This is a genomic window from Cellulomonas sp. EB106-03-03-XG116 (assembly GCF_058792015.1).
This window is the reverse complement of the sequence record NZ_JBYTEP010000027.1, coordinates 14,649-27,636: the sequence shown is the minus strand read 5'-3', so window position 1 is coordinate 27,636 and position 12,988 is coordinate 14,649. Positions and strand designations below refer to the sequence as shown.

General features: G+C 75.2%; 14 protein-coding genes and 1 riboswitch. Of the genes, 7 read left to right on the top strand and 7 right to left on the bottom strand.

Annotation, left to right across the window (positions count from 1 at the left end):
* Positions 1 to 2 precede the first annotated feature (2 nt).
* The gene (locus AC3WUG_RS11555; RefSeq protein WP_492327784.1) at positions 3 to 785 is read right to left on the bottom strand and encodes a class I SAM-dependent methyltransferase; all 783 of its coding nucleotides are present in this window, start codon (positions 783 to 785) and stop codon (positions 3 to 5) included.
* Positions 786 to 890: 105 nt separating this feature from the next.
* Positions 891 to 1,175 carry a DUF4235 domain-containing protein gene (locus AC3WUG_RS11550; RefSeq protein ID WP_154728452.1) on the bottom strand — a complete coding sequence of 95 codons (285 nt, stop codon included), beginning with the start codon at positions 1,173 to 1,175 and terminating at the stop codon, positions 891 to 893.
* 113 nt (positions 1,176 to 1,288) lie between these two features.
* Positions 1,289 to 1,422: riboswitch (TPP riboswitch) on the top strand.
* Between the two features lie 73 nt (positions 1,423 to 1,495).
* Between AC3WUG_RS11550 and AC3WUG_RS11545 the strand changes: the two genes are divergently transcribed.
* Genes AC3WUG_RS11545 through AC3WUG_RS11535 form a run of 3 tightly spaced genes read left to right on the top strand, consistent with a single transcriptional unit; the run spans position 1,496 to position 5,448 of the window.
* Positions 1,496 to 2,608, top strand: a complete 1,113-nt coding sequence (locus tag AC3WUG_RS11545) for a thiamine ABC transporter substrate-binding protein (RefSeq protein ID WP_492327783.1) — start codon at positions 1,496 to 1,498, stop codon at positions 2,606 to 2,608.
* A gap of 15 nt (positions 2,609 to 2,623) precedes the next feature.
* Complete coding sequence (locus AC3WUG_RS11540) at positions 2,624 to 4,396, top strand: ABC transporter permease (protein ID WP_492327782.1); 1,773 nt, start codon at positions 2,624 to 2,626, stop codon at positions 4,394 to 4,396.
* On the top strand, positions 4,393 to 5,448 hold the full coding sequence (locus tag AC3WUG_RS11535) for an ABC transporter ATP-binding protein (RefSeq protein WP_492327781.1): 1,056 nt from the start codon (positions 4,393 to 4,395) through the stop codon (positions 5,446 to 5,448). Before AC3WUG_RS11540 ends, AC3WUG_RS11535 begins: the two co-directional genes overlap by 4 nt.
* Positions 5,449 to 5,549: 101 nt before the next feature.
* Here the strand turns inward: AC3WUG_RS11535 and AC3WUG_RS11530 are convergent, their stop codons facing one another.
* Positions 5,550 to 6,677 carry a GNAT family N-acetyltransferase gene (locus tag AC3WUG_RS11530; RefSeq protein ID WP_492327780.1) on the bottom strand — a complete coding sequence of 376 codons (1,128 nt, stop codon included), beginning with the start codon at positions 6,675 to 6,677 and terminating at the stop codon, positions 5,550 to 5,552.
* 127 nt (positions 6,678 to 6,804) lie between these two features.
* Between AC3WUG_RS11530 and AC3WUG_RS11525 the strand changes: the two genes are divergently transcribed.
* The 4 genes from AC3WUG_RS11525 (at position 6,805) to AC3WUG_RS11510 (ending at position 10,578) form a co-directional block, all read left to right on the top strand.
* Positions 6,805 to 7,446, top strand: coding sequence for a hypothetical protein (locus AC3WUG_RS11525; protein WP_492327779.1), 642 nt, complete (start codon positions 6,805 to 6,807; stop codon positions 7,444 to 7,446).
* Between the two features lie 54 nt (positions 7,447 to 7,500).
* Entirely contained in the window at positions 7,501 to 8,760 is a 1,260-nt protein-coding gene (locus AC3WUG_RS11520; protein WP_492327778.1) for an Nramp family divalent metal transporter, read from the top strand.
* Positions 8,761 to 8,983: 223 nt separating this feature from the next.
* Positions 8,984 to 9,652: a TetR/AcrR family transcriptional regulator gene (locus AC3WUG_RS11515; protein ID WP_492327777.1), complete on the top strand. Its 669-nt coding sequence runs from the start codon at positions 8,984 to 8,986 to the stop codon at positions 9,650 to 9,652.
* A gap of 86 nt (positions 9,653 to 9,738) precedes the next feature.
* Entirely contained in the window at positions 9,739 to 10,578 is an 840-nt protein-coding gene (locus AC3WUG_RS11510) for a class II glutamine amidotransferase (protein WP_492327776.1), read from the top strand.
* A gap of 14 nt (positions 10,579 to 10,592) precedes the next feature.
* Here the strand turns inward: AC3WUG_RS11510 and AC3WUG_RS11505 are convergent, their stop codons facing one another.
* Genes AC3WUG_RS11505 through AC3WUG_RS11490 form a run of 4 tightly spaced genes read right to left on the bottom strand, consistent with a single transcriptional unit; the run spans position 10,593 to position 12,934 of the window.
* Positions 10,593 to 11,369, bottom strand: a complete 777-nt coding sequence (locus tag AC3WUG_RS11505; RefSeq protein WP_147795241.1) for an ABC transporter permease — start codon at positions 11,367 to 11,369, stop codon at positions 10,593 to 10,595.
* The gene (locus tag AC3WUG_RS11500) at positions 11,366 to 12,157 is read right to left on the bottom strand and encodes an ABC transporter ATP-binding protein (protein WP_492327775.1); all 792 of its coding nucleotides are present in this window, start codon (positions 12,155 to 12,157) and stop codon (positions 11,366 to 11,368) included. Before AC3WUG_RS11500 ends, AC3WUG_RS11505 begins: the two co-directional genes overlap by 4 nt.
* Positions 12,154 to 12,519 carry a DUF1048 domain-containing protein gene (locus AC3WUG_RS11495; protein WP_492327774.1) on the bottom strand — a complete coding sequence of 122 codons (366 nt, stop codon included), beginning with the start codon at positions 12,517 to 12,519 and terminating at the stop codon, positions 12,154 to 12,156. Before AC3WUG_RS11495 ends, AC3WUG_RS11500 begins: the two co-directional genes overlap by 4 nt.
* A gap of 1 nt (position 12,520) precedes the next feature.
* On the bottom strand, positions 12,521 to 12,934 hold the full coding sequence (locus tag AC3WUG_RS11490) for a PadR family transcriptional regulator (RefSeq protein WP_492327773.1): 414 nt from the start codon (positions 12,932 to 12,934) through the stop codon (positions 12,521 to 12,523).
* Positions 12,935 to 12,988: the final 54 nt, after the last annotated feature.

Here is a 12,988-nt window from a genome sequence, read left to right as displayed (position 1 = left end):
CGTCAGCGGCGGAACAGCCCCGCCCAGAGGAAGTCCTCGCCGAACGCGTCCCCGGGTCCCGTGGCCGCGCGCATCCGGCGCAGCTCGACCTCCTCGAGCCAGCCGAACGCCCGGCGCAGGTCGTCGGCGCCGTAGGCGAGCCCGCCGCCCAGACCGCCCTCGCGGTACAGGTCGACGTCGTCGGCCCCGGTGCCGCCGCGGTCGTCGTGGCCGTCGTCGCCCGCCGCGAAGCACGCGATCCCGAACCGGCCGCCCGGCCGCACGGTGCGCTCCAGCAGCGCGCGGTAGGACACCCGGCGGTGCGGGGGCAGGTGGTGGAAGCAGCCGGAGTCGTAGACCAGGTCGTAGGGCTCGGCAGGCGGCTGCCACCGGAAGATGTCGGCGCGGGCGAACCGCACGTCCACCCCGGCCTCGGCAGCCCGCTCCCGGCCCCACGCGACGGCCGTCGCGGACAGGTCCAGCGCGTCGACGGCGCACCCCTGCTGCGCGAGCCAGACGGCGTTCCGGCCGGGGCCGCAGCCGAGCTCGAGCACGCGGGTGCCGGGGCCGACCGGCAGCCGGCCGTCGGCGGCCCAGGCGGCCAGGCTCTCGTCGGGCGCCCAGCGGAAGAACGGGACCGGGCGGTCGCGGTCGGCGTAGAACCGGTCCCAGAAGTCGGCGCCGCCCCGGTCCGTCCAGCGGTCGGCGCGCTCGGCGAACAGCAGGTCCATGAGGGCGAGGACGTCGTCGACGGTGTGCACGGAGCGGCCGGCGCCGACGGGGGGCCGGAGGGAGGGCTGAGACACGGCTGACCTGCACCTTCGTCTGGACGGGGTGCTCAGGCTAGGGCGCACCGGGGCCCCGCGGGCGGGACCTCCGGCCGTCGACGGCGCGCGTCGGCGAGCCCGGGGTCAGGCCTTCGGCAGGCGGCGGTTCTTGTCGACGCGCTCGACGAACTTCTTGGTCCCCCGGGTCGCGAACACCCGGGCCACCGTGACGGCGGCGGCGGTGATCGCGGCGGCCGCGACGACCTCGGCGATGCGCGGGTCGTCGTCGTCCTCGGGCTTCGGCGGCTTGTGCCCGGACGCCGCCTTCCACGCCGCGTCCACCGCCTTGCCGGCGATCCACGCGACGGCGCCCGCGACCACCAGGCCGGTGATCTTCGCGAACGTGGACTGGGTCTCTTCGTCGGCCACGGGACCTCCTGCGTCGGGACGGCTGTGCTCCGCCCCACGCTAGCGCCGCCGGTGCCGCACCGCAGGTCAGCCGGTGCCGGGCGGGGGCCGCGCCGCGCCGGTGTAGGGTCGGCCCCGAACGACAGGGGAGCGTCCCGGGCCGTGCGTGACACCGCGGCCCGACCGACGCTGAGAGTGCGGACGGAATCCGCAGACCCTCGCACCTGATCCGGTTAGCACCGGCGTAGGGAGTCGGGATCTCAGTCGCCCCGTGCCGTCGTGCTCCCCGGGGCGCGCCGGTGCGGTGCGGCCCCCTCGGTGCACATCGAGGAGGAACCACCATGGCGCGCACGCGCGCACGCCGCCGGGCACCCCGGCGGACCACCACCGCCGGGCTGGCCGCGCTCGCCGGCGTCCTGGCGCTGACGGCCTGCTCCGTCACGGGGTCGGGCTCGGGCTCCGACGCGGCCTCGGGCTCCGGCACGGACGGGTCCGCCGGGACCGTCACGCTGGTCACGCACGACTCGTTCCACGTCAGCGACGGGCTGCTGGAGCAGTTCGAGGCCGACACCGGCCTGACCGTGAAGCAGGTCGCGCCGGGCGACGGCGGGGCCCTGGTCAACCAGCTGATCCTGACCAAGGACGCCCCGCTCGGCGACGTGGTCTACGGCATCGACAACACCTTCGCGTCGCGGGCGATCGACGAGGGCGTGCTGGAGCCGTACGAGTCGCAGGCCCCCGCCGCGGCCGACGCCGAGCAGTACGCGCCCGACGCCTCGCACTCGCTCACCGCGGTCGACATGGGCGACGTCTGCCTCAACGTCGACCACGCCTGGTTCGCCGAGCGGGGGATCGCGGAGCCGACGTCGCTCGAGGACCTCACGGACCCGCGGTACAAGGACCTGACGGTCGTCACCAACGCGGCGACCAGCAGCCCGGGCCTCGCGTTCCTGCTCGCGACGGTCGGCGCGTTCGGCGAGGACGGCTGGCAGCAGTACTGGACCGACCTGACGGCCAACGGGCTGAAGGTCGCCGAGGGCTGGTCGGACGCGTACTACACCGACTTCTCCGGCGGCGGGGGCGGCGGTCCGCGGCCGATCGCCCTGTCCTACGCGTCGAGCCCGCCCGAGACGATCCCGGAGGGCGGCGGCGAGCCGACCACCGGCGCGCTGCTCGGCACCTGCTTCCGGCAGGTCGAGTACGCGGGCGTGCTGGCCGGGGCGCAGAACCCCGAGGGCGCGCAGCAGCTGGTCGACTGGCTGCTGTCCGACGCGGTCCAGGCCGACATCCCCGGGTCGATGTACATGTACCCGGTGAGCACGGCCGTCGACCTGCCGGAGTCGTGGGCGCAGTGGGCCCCGCTGTCGGACGCGCCGTACGAGGTGCCGCTCGACGACATCGCGGCGAACCGCGACACCTGGGTCCGCGAGTGGACCGACCTGGTCGCCGGCTGAGGCGCGGCTGACCCGATGAGCACCGCGACGCGGACGCCCCCGACCGGCACCGGCCGGCCGGGGGTGCCCGCGCGCCCGGGTGCCGCCGGCGGTGCGCCGGCTCGGCCGCCGCTGCGCGCGCCCTCCCGCGCCTGGGCGCTCGGCCGGGCCGGGGCGTGGGCGCTCGCCGCCGCCGTGCCCCTGGTGTTCCTCGGCACGTTCTTCGCGTGGCCCGTGCTGTCGCTGGTCGGGCGGGGCTTCCTGCCGGACGGCGCGCTGGACCTGTCCGGGTTCGCGGACGTGTTCTCCCGCCCGCGCACGTGGCGGATCGTCGGGCTGACCCTGGCCCAGGGCGCGATCGGTACGGTGCTGTCCGTGCTGCTCGGCGTGCCCGGCGCGTACGTGCTGTACCGGTGCCGGTTCCGCGGGGTGGGCGCCCTCCGGGCGTTCGTGACCGTGCCGTTCGTGCTGCCGACCGTGGTGGTCGGCGTGGCGTTCCGCGCGCTGCTCCGGGAGAACGGACCGCTCGGCTTCCTGCACCTGGACGGCACGTTCGCGGCGATCGTCGCCGCGCTGGTGTTCTTCAACTACGCCGTCGTGGTGCGGACGGTCGGCGGGCTGTGGCAGCGGCTCGACCCGCGCCCCGAGCAGGCCGCGCGGTCCCTCGGGGCGTCGCCCGCCCGGGCCTTCTGGACGGTGACGCTGCCGGCGCTGACGCCCGCGATCGTGTCGGCGGCGTCGCTGGTGTTCCTGTTCTGCGCGACCGCGTTCGGCACCGTGCTGGTGCTGGGCGGGATGCGGTACGGCACCGTCGAGACCGAGATCTGGATCCAGACCACCCAGTTCCTCGACCTCCGGGCCGCCGCGGTGCTCTCGGTCGTGCAGGTGGTCGTGGTCGTGGCCGCGCTGGCGGTGGCCGGGCGGGCGCGGGCGCGGCGGGAGCGGGCGCTGTCCCTGGTGGCGCCGGGGTCCTCCGGCGCGGGCCCGACCCGGCCGCACGCGGTGCCCGCGGTCGTGACCGGGATCGTGCTGGTGCTGCTGGCGCTGCCGCTCGGCGCGCTGCTGCTCGGGTCGCTGCGCACCGGCGACGGCTGGGGGCTGGACCACTACCGGGCCCTCGGCACCACCGGCGGGCGGAACGCGCTGACCGTCACCGTGTGGGAGGCGCTGGGGAACTCGCTGCGGATCGCGGTCGACGCGACGCTGCTGGCCCTGCTCGTCGGCTGCCTGGTCGCGCTCGTGGTGTCCCGCAGGCCCCGAGCCCGCGCCGCGCGACGCGCGGTCGGCGTGCTGGACGGGGCGTTCATGCTGCCGCTCGGGGTGTCGGCGGTGACCGTCGGGTTCGGCGCGCTGCTCACCCTCGGCCACCCGTTCGGCATCCAGACCGACCTGCGCAGCAGCGGCATCCTGGTGCCGATCGTGCAGGCCGTGGTGGCCGTGCCCCTCGTGGTGCGGACCGTGCTGCCGGTGCTCCGGGCGATCGACCCGCGGCTGCGCGAGGCGGCCGGCACGCTCGGCGCGGGTCCGGGCCGGGTGCTGCTCGGCGTCGACGGTGCGCTCGCCGCGCGGTCGATCGGGCTGGCCGTCGGGTTCGCGTTCGCGGTGTCGCTGGGGGAGTTCGGCGCGACGTCGTTCCTCGCCCGGCCCGACCTGCCGACGCTGCCGGTGGTGGTCTTCCGGCTGATCGGGCAGCCCGGCGCGGACAACTACGGGATGGCCCTCGCGGCGAGCGTCGTGCTCGCGGCGCTGACGGCCGGGGTGATGGCGCTCGCGGAGCGGTTCCGCGGGCCGGCGGGAGGAGAGCTGTGACGGGGACGGGGTCCGGTGCGGGTCCGGCGGGTCGCGGGCTGGCGGTGCGCGACCTGGTCGTGCGCTACCCCGGGGCGGGCCGGGGCGCCCCGGCGGTGACCGCCGTCGACGGGGTCGCGCTCGACGTCCCCGTCGGCGAGGTGCTCGCGCTGCTCGGCCCGTCGGGCTGCGGCAAGTCCTCGCTGCTGCGCGCCGTCGCCGGCCTCGAGCCGCCGACCTCCGGTGCGGTGACCTGGGACGGCCTCGACCTCGCCGCGGTCCCGGTGCACCGGCGCGGGTTCGGGCTGGTGTTCCAGGACGGCCAGCTGTTCCCGCACCGGGACGTCGCGGGGAACGTGGCCTACGGGCTGCGCGGCCTGCCGCGGGCCGACCGCGCCGCGCGGATCGCGGAGCTGCTGGACCTCGTCGGCCTGCCCGGCTACGACCGGCGCCCCGTCGCGACGCTGTCCGGCGGCGAGCAGCAGCGGGTGGCGCTCGCCCGGTCGCTCGCGCCCCGGCCCCGGCTGCTGCTGCTCGACGAGCCGCTGTCCGCGCTCGACCGGTCGCTGCGCGAGCGGCTGGCCGACGACCTGCGCCGGGCGCTCGTCGCCACCGGCACGACCGCGCTGTTCGTGACGCACGACCAGGACGAGGCGGCGACGGTCGCCGACCGGGTCGCGGTGATGTCGGCGGGGCGGCTGCTGCAGGTCGACGCGCCGGAGACGCTGTGGCGGCGGCCGGCGTCGCGCGAGGTGGCGGAGTTCCTGGGGTACCGGACGTTCCTGTCCGCGGGCGACGCGGCGAGCGACGGCGCGGCGCTCGCGGTGGCCGCCGGCGGCTGGCGGGTGCTCGGCCCCACCGACGCCGAGCCCGCGTCCGCGACCCCCGTCCGCGCGGCTGTCGTCGCGGAGCGCCGGACCCGGCGCGGCCGGGCCGAGGTCGTCGCGGTGCTGGAAGCCGAGGACGCCCGGGTCACGGCGGCGCTGCCCGCGGGCGGGGCCGGGGCGCCGGAGCCGGGGGACCGGGTGCGGCTCGCGGCCGAGGAGGGCGCGGTCGCGGTCGTCGGCGGCTGACCCGGGTCGGTCCGGGGTCGGTCCGTCTCGAGTGGAAGGTTCTGCCGGACACGCCGACGGCGTGTCCGGCAGAACCTTCCACTGTCAGGCGGGCGCGCGGGTCACCCCAGCCGGAGCTGCCACTCGCCGGCGCCGCCGGCCGGCCGGAAGCCCAGTGCGACGTTGATCGCCAGCATGTGCGCGTTCTCCTCGGCGTTCCAGGTGCCGACCCGGCGCGCGCCCGGCTGCACCTCGGCCAGCCGGGCGAGGTTCGCCGTCTTGACCAGCATCCCGAGCCGGTGCCCGCGGTGGTCGCGGAGCACCAGGGTGTCGTCCTGGAACACGTACGCGTCGGTGTCCGGCCGGCTGACGAGTGCGGTGAAGGCGGCGAGCGCGCCCGTCGGCTCGTGCAGCGCCGCCGCGACCCGGTACGTCATCCCGCGCTCCACGAACGCCCGCTCGGCGTCCCGCACGCGCGCGCCGTCCCAGACGTCCTCGCGCAGGTCGAGGCCGCCCGCGGGGGCGTCGGTGCTCATCCGGGTCTGCAGCAGGGCGAACCGGTCGAGCAGCTCGTCGGGGCACCGGCCCTCCCACAGCGCGACCCGGTAGCCGGGACCGGCCGCCGCGGCCGCCCCCGCCGCGTGCGCCGCCAGGCGGTCCGCCGGGAGCGGGACGTCGAGCACGGACCGGCGGGTGACCTGCTCGAGGTCCCAGCCCCGCCGGACGAGGAACGTCACGCCCGGGTGCGCGGCCGGGACGCGGCCGGTCCCGGTGCTGGGGACGAGCGCGTCGGCCTCGGCGGCCGGCTCCGCCGCGTGGTCGGTCGACGCCATCAGCGTGCTCCGCCCGTGATCGCGGGCCGTGCCCACGGCGAGCTCGTGCAGCGCCGAGCCGATCCCGCGCCCGCGGTGCTCCGGCCGGACGTCGAGCTGCAGCGTCCCGGTGTGGGTGTTGGCCTGCCGGGGCAGGTTCAGCGCGACGTAGCCGAGGACCCGGCGGGGGTCCGCGGGCCCGTCCCCGACCGGGGCGTCGAGCGCGACGAACCGCAGCTTCTCGTCGTACTCCTGGTGCCGCAGGCCCGCCAGGACCTCGCCGGGCGTGCGCGCGTGGTCGAGGTCGCCCCAGGCGTCGAGCACGGAGGCGTTCGCGGCCTCCACCAGGCCGTGCAGCAGCCAGGCGTCCGGGGCGTCGAGTCCGGCGGGCACCGGGAGCGGGACCAGGTGCGGCCGGGTGGCGGCGGAGGCGGTCATGGCGCCCATGGTCGTCGGGGCGGTCGCGGCGGGCCACGGATTTCCGGGTCGGCTCGCGGTTCCCGGAGCGCCGCTACGAGAACCAGGTCCGGGGCCGGGCGCCCCGCCGACCGGTACGGTTCGCGCCATGCCAGTCCTGGAGATCATCGGGTGGGTCGGGTCCGTCCTCGTCGTCGTGTCGCTGATGCAGGCCCGCGTCCTGCGGTTCCGGTGGCTCAACTTCGCCGGATCCGTCATCGCGACCGCGTACAACACGATCGTCGGCATCTGGCCGTTCGCCGCGATGAACGGCGTGATCGCGGTGATCGACGCGTACTGGCTGTGGCGGCTGACGCTGGAGCGGCACGACGCCGACGTGTACGAGGTCGTGCCGGTCGGCGCGGGCGACCACTACCTGCGGCACGTGCTCGGGGTGCACGCGGACGACATCGCCCGCTACTACCCGTCGTTCGGCCTTCCGGGTGATGCTGCGGGTGACTCGCGATGGGCGTACCTGGTCCTGCGGGGCGACGAGACCGTCGGCGTCGTGGTCGTCCGGGACGCCGGCGACGGGATCGGCGAGGTCGAGCTGGACTGGGTCACCCCGCGGTTCCGGGACTTCGCGCCGGGCGAGTTCGTCTACCGGCGGTCGGGGGTGTTCGCCGGGACGGGGCTGCGGTCGCTCGTCGTCGCCGAGGACGCGCGGGACACGGGGCCGTACCTCGAGCGCGTCGGGTTCGCGCGGGTCGACGGCCGGTGGCGCCGGGAGGTCGAGGCCGCCGCGGCCTGACCCGCCGGACGGAGAGTTCGGACAGCCGAACTCGTGTGCCTACACTGAGTTCGGATGTCCGAACTTGGAGGTGCGGTGACCACCACGACCGATCGGCAGGCCGTGCGGCGCGGCCGCGTGCTGCCCCTGCTGGGCCCTGCCTTCGTGGCGGCGATCGCCTACGTGGACCCGGGGAACGTCGCGGCGAACCTCACTGCCGGCGCGCGCTACGGCTACCTGCTGCTGTGGGTGCTGGTCGGTGCGAACGTGATGGCGGTCCTGGTGCAGTACCAGTCCGCCAAGCTCGGCATCGTCACCGGAGACTCGCTGCCCGGCGTGCTGGGGCAGCGGCTGCGGCGCCGGTCGCGGCTGGCGTACTGGGCGCAGGCCGAGGTCGTCGCGGCGGCCACCGACATCGCCGAGGTGGTCGGCGGCGCGATCGCGCTGAACCTGCTGTTCGGGCTCCCGCTGGTGGTCGGCGGTCTGATCGTCGGCGGCGTCTCGATGCTGCTCCTGGCGACGCAGAACCGGTACGGGCAGCGGCGGTTCGAGACGGTGATCGTCGGCCTGCTGCTCGTGATCGTGGTCGGGTTCCTCGCCGGCCTGCTGGTGGGCCCGCCCGACCCGGGCGAGATGCTCGGCGGGCTGGTCCCGCGGTTCGCCGGCACGGACTCGGTGCTGCTCGCGGCCTCGATGCTCGGCGCCACGGTCATGCCGCACGCCATCTACGTGCACTCCGCTCTGAGCCGGGACCGGTTCGGCCGGGTGCCGGACGAGTCGGCGCGGTCCGGGCTGCTGCGGGCGACCCGGTGGGACGTCGGCGCGGCGCTGACGCTCGCCGGCACCGTGAACATCGGCCTGCTGCTGCTCGCGGCCGCGAACCTCCGCGGCGTCGAGGGCACCGACACCATCGAGGGCGCGCACGCGGCGATCAGCGGGGCCCTGGGCCCGGTCGTCGGCGTGGTGTTCGCGATCGGGCTTCTCGCGTCCGGCCTCGCGTCCACATCGGTCGGCTGCTACGCCGGGGCCGCCGTGATGGAGGGCCTGATCCACAAGCGCATCCCGCTGCTGGTCCGCCGGGCGATCACGCTGGTCCCGGCGCTGGTGCTGCTCGGCGTCGGCGCGGACCCGACCTGGACGCTGGTGGTGAGCCAGGTCGTGCTGAGCTTCGGCATCCCGTTCGCCGTCATCCCGCTGGTCCGGCTGAACCGGGACCGGTCGCTGATGGGCGGGCACGCGAACGGCCCGCGGCTGCAGGCGGTGCTGGTGGTCGTGGTCGCCCTGGTCGTGGCCCTCAACCTGGCCCTGCTGCTGCTCCTGGCGACGGGCCACTGACCGCGCTTTCCGTAGCGCAACTCCCACAACCCCGCGGGCTGACCATCGCCGAGACGGCAACTCTCGGCTGCCGTGAACGCCCTGATCACAGCCGAAAGTCGCCATCTCGGCGGACGATCCGTGGCGGGGTGGCGTCGAGGCGCGCGGGTCGGCGCCGGGCCGGGCGGTGGTTGTCGGAGCGGCGCTACGGGAAGGTATGCGTAGTGCTGCTACGGTTACCCGCGTGACCAGCAGCGACACCGCGATACCCCGGGACGGGCGCGCCGCCCGGGCCGCCGCCTCGCGGGCGCGGATCGCCGAGGCCGCCACCCGGCTGTTCCTCACCGACGGGTACGGCCCGACGACGATCACGGCCGTCGGCCGCGCCGCCGGCCTCGGGGTGCAGACCGTCTACTACTCCTACCCGTCCAAGTCCGACATCCTCGTCGGCTGCCTGGACCACGCCGTCGACGGCGCCGACCGCCGGGACGCGGCGCCCGACCTCGCCGACCAGCCGTGGGTGCGCGCCGTCGTCGCCGAGCCGGACCCCGCCCGCCGGGTCTTCCTGCACGCGCGCGGGTCCGCCGAGCTGCTCGGCCGCGCCGCCGGGGTGCAGGACCTGGTGCGTGCGCACGCCGTCGGCGACCCGGTGCTGCACGCGGCGTGGGAGCGGGACGAGGCCCGCCGGCGCTCCGTGCACCGGCTGCTCGTCGAGGCGTGCGACCGGGACGGGGTCCTGCGGCCGGGGCTCGACGTCGAGCGGGCGACCGACGTGGTGGCGCTCGTCCTCGGGCCCGAGACGTGGAACGCGCTGGTGCGGCGGGGCGGGTGGAGCGCGCTCGCGTGGGCCCGGTGGGCGCACCGCACCCTGCTGGCCGACCTGGTCCCGTCGCGCTGGGACCCCGAGGCGTAGGCCCGACCGCTCCCTGCGAGGCCCCGGTGCACAGTGGCCCCGAGGGCCCGCGACGGCGCCGGCCCCACCCGGAGGGGGAGGCCGCCATGTGCCGTTGGCTCGCGTACACGGGTTCGCCGGTGACGCTCGACGAGCTGCTCTACAAGCCGGAGAACTCGCTCGTCATGCAGAGCCGGCACAGCCGGCTGGGCGTCGAGCCGATGAACGGCGACGGGTTCGGCGTCGGCTGGTACGACGACCACTCGCCGATCCCCGGGCTGTTCCGCAGCATCGAGCCGGCGTGGAGCGACCGGAACCTGCGCGAGCTGTCGCAGCACATCCGCTCCGGCATGGTCATCGCCCACATCCGCGCCACGACCGGGACCGCCGTGCAGCAGACCAACTGCCACCCGTTCCGGCACGGGCAGTGGCTGTTCGCGCACAACGGCGTGATCAACGGGTTCAGCACCCTCAAGCGGGACCTGCGGATGGCCGTCGACCCGACCCTCTACCCGCTGATCGAGGGCTCGACCGACTCGGAGACGCTGTTCTACCTGGCGCTGACCTTCGGCCTGACCGACGACCCGCCGGCCGCCGTGGCCCGGGCGGTCGGCCTGATCGAGGACGTGGCCCTCCGGCACGGCGTGGCGTTCCCGGTGCAGGGGACGTTCGCGACGACGGACGGCCAGCGGCTGTGGACGTTCCGGTACTCCTCCGAGGGCCGGTCGCGGTCGCTGTTCCGGAACCGGGACGTCGCGGTGCTCCGGGCGCAGTACCCGGACAACCCGGTGCTGCACGGCCTGTCGGACGACACCCGGATCGTGGTCTCGGAGCCGCTGGGCGACCTCAAGGGCGCCTGGCTGGAGGTCCCGGAGAGCACCTGCCTGGTCGTCGAGGACGGGCGCGAGGAGCTGGTGCCCTTCGCGCCCGTCCTGGCGACGGCCTGACCCCCCGCCCGGGGTCAGCCCACCTTGCGCCGGTACGCCCGCACCGACAGCGCGTACGCGAGCACCAGGATCCCGACCAGCCACGCCAGCGCCACCCACAGGTCGCCGCCGACCGGCTCCTGGGCGAACAGCGCCCGGATCGAGTCGACCACGGCGGTGACCGGCTGGTGCTCGGCGAACCACGCGACTGCGGTCGGCATCGAGTCCGTCGGCACGAACGCCGAGCTGATGAACGGCAGGAAGATCAGGGGGTAGGAGAACGCGCTCGCCCCGTCGACGGTCTTCGCGGACAGCCCGGCGAGGACGGCGATCCAGGTCAGCGTGAGCGTGAACAGGACCAGGATGCCGGCCACGGCGAGCCACGCGAGGACGGTCGTCCCGGTGCGGAACCCCATGAGCAGCGCGATCCCGACGACCAGGACGACCGACGTCAGGTTGGCCGCCATCGACGTCAGCACGTGCGCCCACAGGACGCTCGGCCGGGCGATCGGCATGGACTGGAACCGCTCCACGATGCCGCCCTGCAGGTCGAGGAACAGCCGGTAGGCGGTGTACGCGACGCCGGACGCGACCGTGATGAGCAGGATGCCGGGCAGCAGGTAGTCGACGTACGACGCGGTGGACCCGCCGTGGATCGCCCCGCCGAACACGTAGACGAACAGCAGCATGAGGGCGACCGGGGTGACCGCGGTCGTGATGATCGTGTCGGGGCTGCGCAGGATGTGCCGCAGCGACCGGTCGGTGAGGGCGACGGTGTCGCCGACGACGTGGGTGGTGGCGGTGGCGCTCATCGCGGGTCCTTCCCGGTCGGCGTGCTGCCGGCACCGACGAGGGCGAGGAAGACGTCCTCGAGCGTGGGCTGCTTCTCGACGTACTCCACCCGGGCGGGCGGGAGCAGCCGCTTGAGCTCGGCGAGCGTGCCGTCCTGGATGATCGTCCCCTCGTGCAGGATCGCGATCCGGTCGGCGAGGCGCTCCGCCTCGTCCAGGTACTGCGTGGTGAGCAGGACGGTGGTGCCGCCGCCGGCGAGCTCCTCGACGGTCCGCCACACCTCGGTGCGGGCCTGCGGGTCGAGCCCGGTCGTCGGCTCGTCGAGGAAGATCACCGGCGGGTCGCCGATCAGGCTCATCGCGATGTCCAGCCGGCGCCGCATGCCGCCCGAGTAGGTCGACGCCCGGCGCCCGCCCGCCTCGGTGAGCGCGAACCGGTCGAGCAGCCGGTCCGCCACCGCGCCCGGGTCGGGCAGGTGCCGGAGCCGGGCGACCAGCCGGAGGTTCTCCCGCCCGGTGAGCATCCCGTCGACGGCCGCGAACTGGCCGGTGAGGCTGATGGACTGGCGGACCTCGGCGGCCTGGCCCACGACGTCGAAGCCGTGGACCGTCGCCGTGCCCGCGTCGGGCTTCAGCAGGGTCGACAGGATCCGGACGAGGGTCGTCTTGCCCGCCCCGTTGGAGCCGAGCAGGGCGACGATCGTCCCGGGTGCCACCTCGAGGTCGACGCCGCGGAGCACGCGCAGGTCGCCGAACGACTTCTCGACGCCGCGGACGGCGACGGCGGGCGCCGCTGACCCGGCGGTCACCGGACGTCCCCTTCGGCCTCGTCGATCGCCTTCGTCAGGCGGGCGCGCTCCTTGTCGATCCACCGCTCGCCGACGTACGCCTGGGCGAACGTCTCCGCGAACTCGACCGGGTCGTCGCCCACGACGTCGCGGACGGGGGTCCCGTCGGTGGCCGCGCGCTCCCACAGGTCCGCGAGATCGGTGAACATCGTGATCATGGTGTCGCCGTCCGTGACGCCGCCGGAGTACATGAGGTACCGGTGCGTGGCCTTCGCGGCGGTGCGGTAGGGCTCCGGCAGCGCCTTGATGCGGGCCATGTCCTGCCGGTACTGCTTCTTCTGCTCGAGCGAGCCGGTGAGGGCCTCGATCCACTTCGCGACCATGTCAGTCGTCCCCTTCGGTGCGGTCGGTGGTGCGGTCGGTGGTGCGGTGGGTGGTGCCGGAGTCGGTGTTGGTGGAACCGGTGCGGTCGGCGTGCGCGGCGCGGAGGTGCTCGATCCGCCCGGTGAGGAAGGCCCAGGTGGCCCAGAACTCGTCGAGCTGGTCCCGGCCCGCGGCGTTGAGCGAGTAGACCTTGCGCGGCGGGCCCTTCTCGGACGGGACCTTCTCGACGTCGACGAAACCGCGCTGCTCGATCCGGACCAGGAGCGCGTACACGGTGCCCTCGGCCAGGTCCGCGAACCCCTCGTCGCGGAGCTGCGCGGTGATCTCGTAGCCGTACGCGGGCCGCGCCTCGAGGATCGCGAGGACGATGCCCTCGAGCGTGCCCTTGAGCATCTCGGTCATCTGGTTGGCCATCGTGGGCTCCTGTACTCGGTGTCGCTGACTACCGGTACAACGTAACGCTAGGTA

Coding starts and splice junctions, on each gene's coding strand:
- AC3WUG_RS11545 (WP_492327783.1), top strand. CDS start 1,496: ATGGCGCGCACGCGCGCACGCCGCCGGGCACCCCGGCGGACCACCACC.
- AC3WUG_RS11540 (WP_492327782.1), top strand. CDS start 2,624: ATGAGCACCGCGACGCGGACGCCCCCGACCGGCACCGGCCGGCCGGGG.
- AC3WUG_RS11530 (WP_492327780.1), bottom strand. CDS start 6,677: ATGACCGCCTCCGCCGCCACCCGGCCGCACCTGGTCCCGCTCCCGGTG.
- AC3WUG_RS11525 (WP_492327779.1), top strand. CDS start 6,805: ATGCCAGTCCTGGAGATCATCGGGTGGGTCGGGTCCGTCCTCGTCGTC.
- AC3WUG_RS11520 (WP_492327778.1), top strand. CDS start 7,501: ATGTCCGAACTTGGAGGTGCGGTGACCACCACGACCGATCGGCAGGCC.
- AC3WUG_RS11510 (WP_492327776.1), top strand. CDS start 9,739: ATGTGCCGTTGGCTCGCGTACACGGGTTCGCCGGTGACGCTCGACGAG.
- AC3WUG_RS11505 (WP_147795241.1), bottom strand. CDS start 11,369: ATGAGCGCCACCGCCACCACCCACGTCGTCGGCGACACCGTCGCCCTC.
- AC3WUG_RS11495 (WP_492327774.1), bottom strand. CDS start 12,519: ATGGTCGCGAAGTGGATCGAGGCCCTCACCGGCTCGCTCGAGCAGAAG.
- AC3WUG_RS11490 (WP_492327773.1), bottom strand. CDS start 12,934: ATGGCCAACCAGATGACCGAGATGCTCAAGGGCACGCTCGAGGGCATC.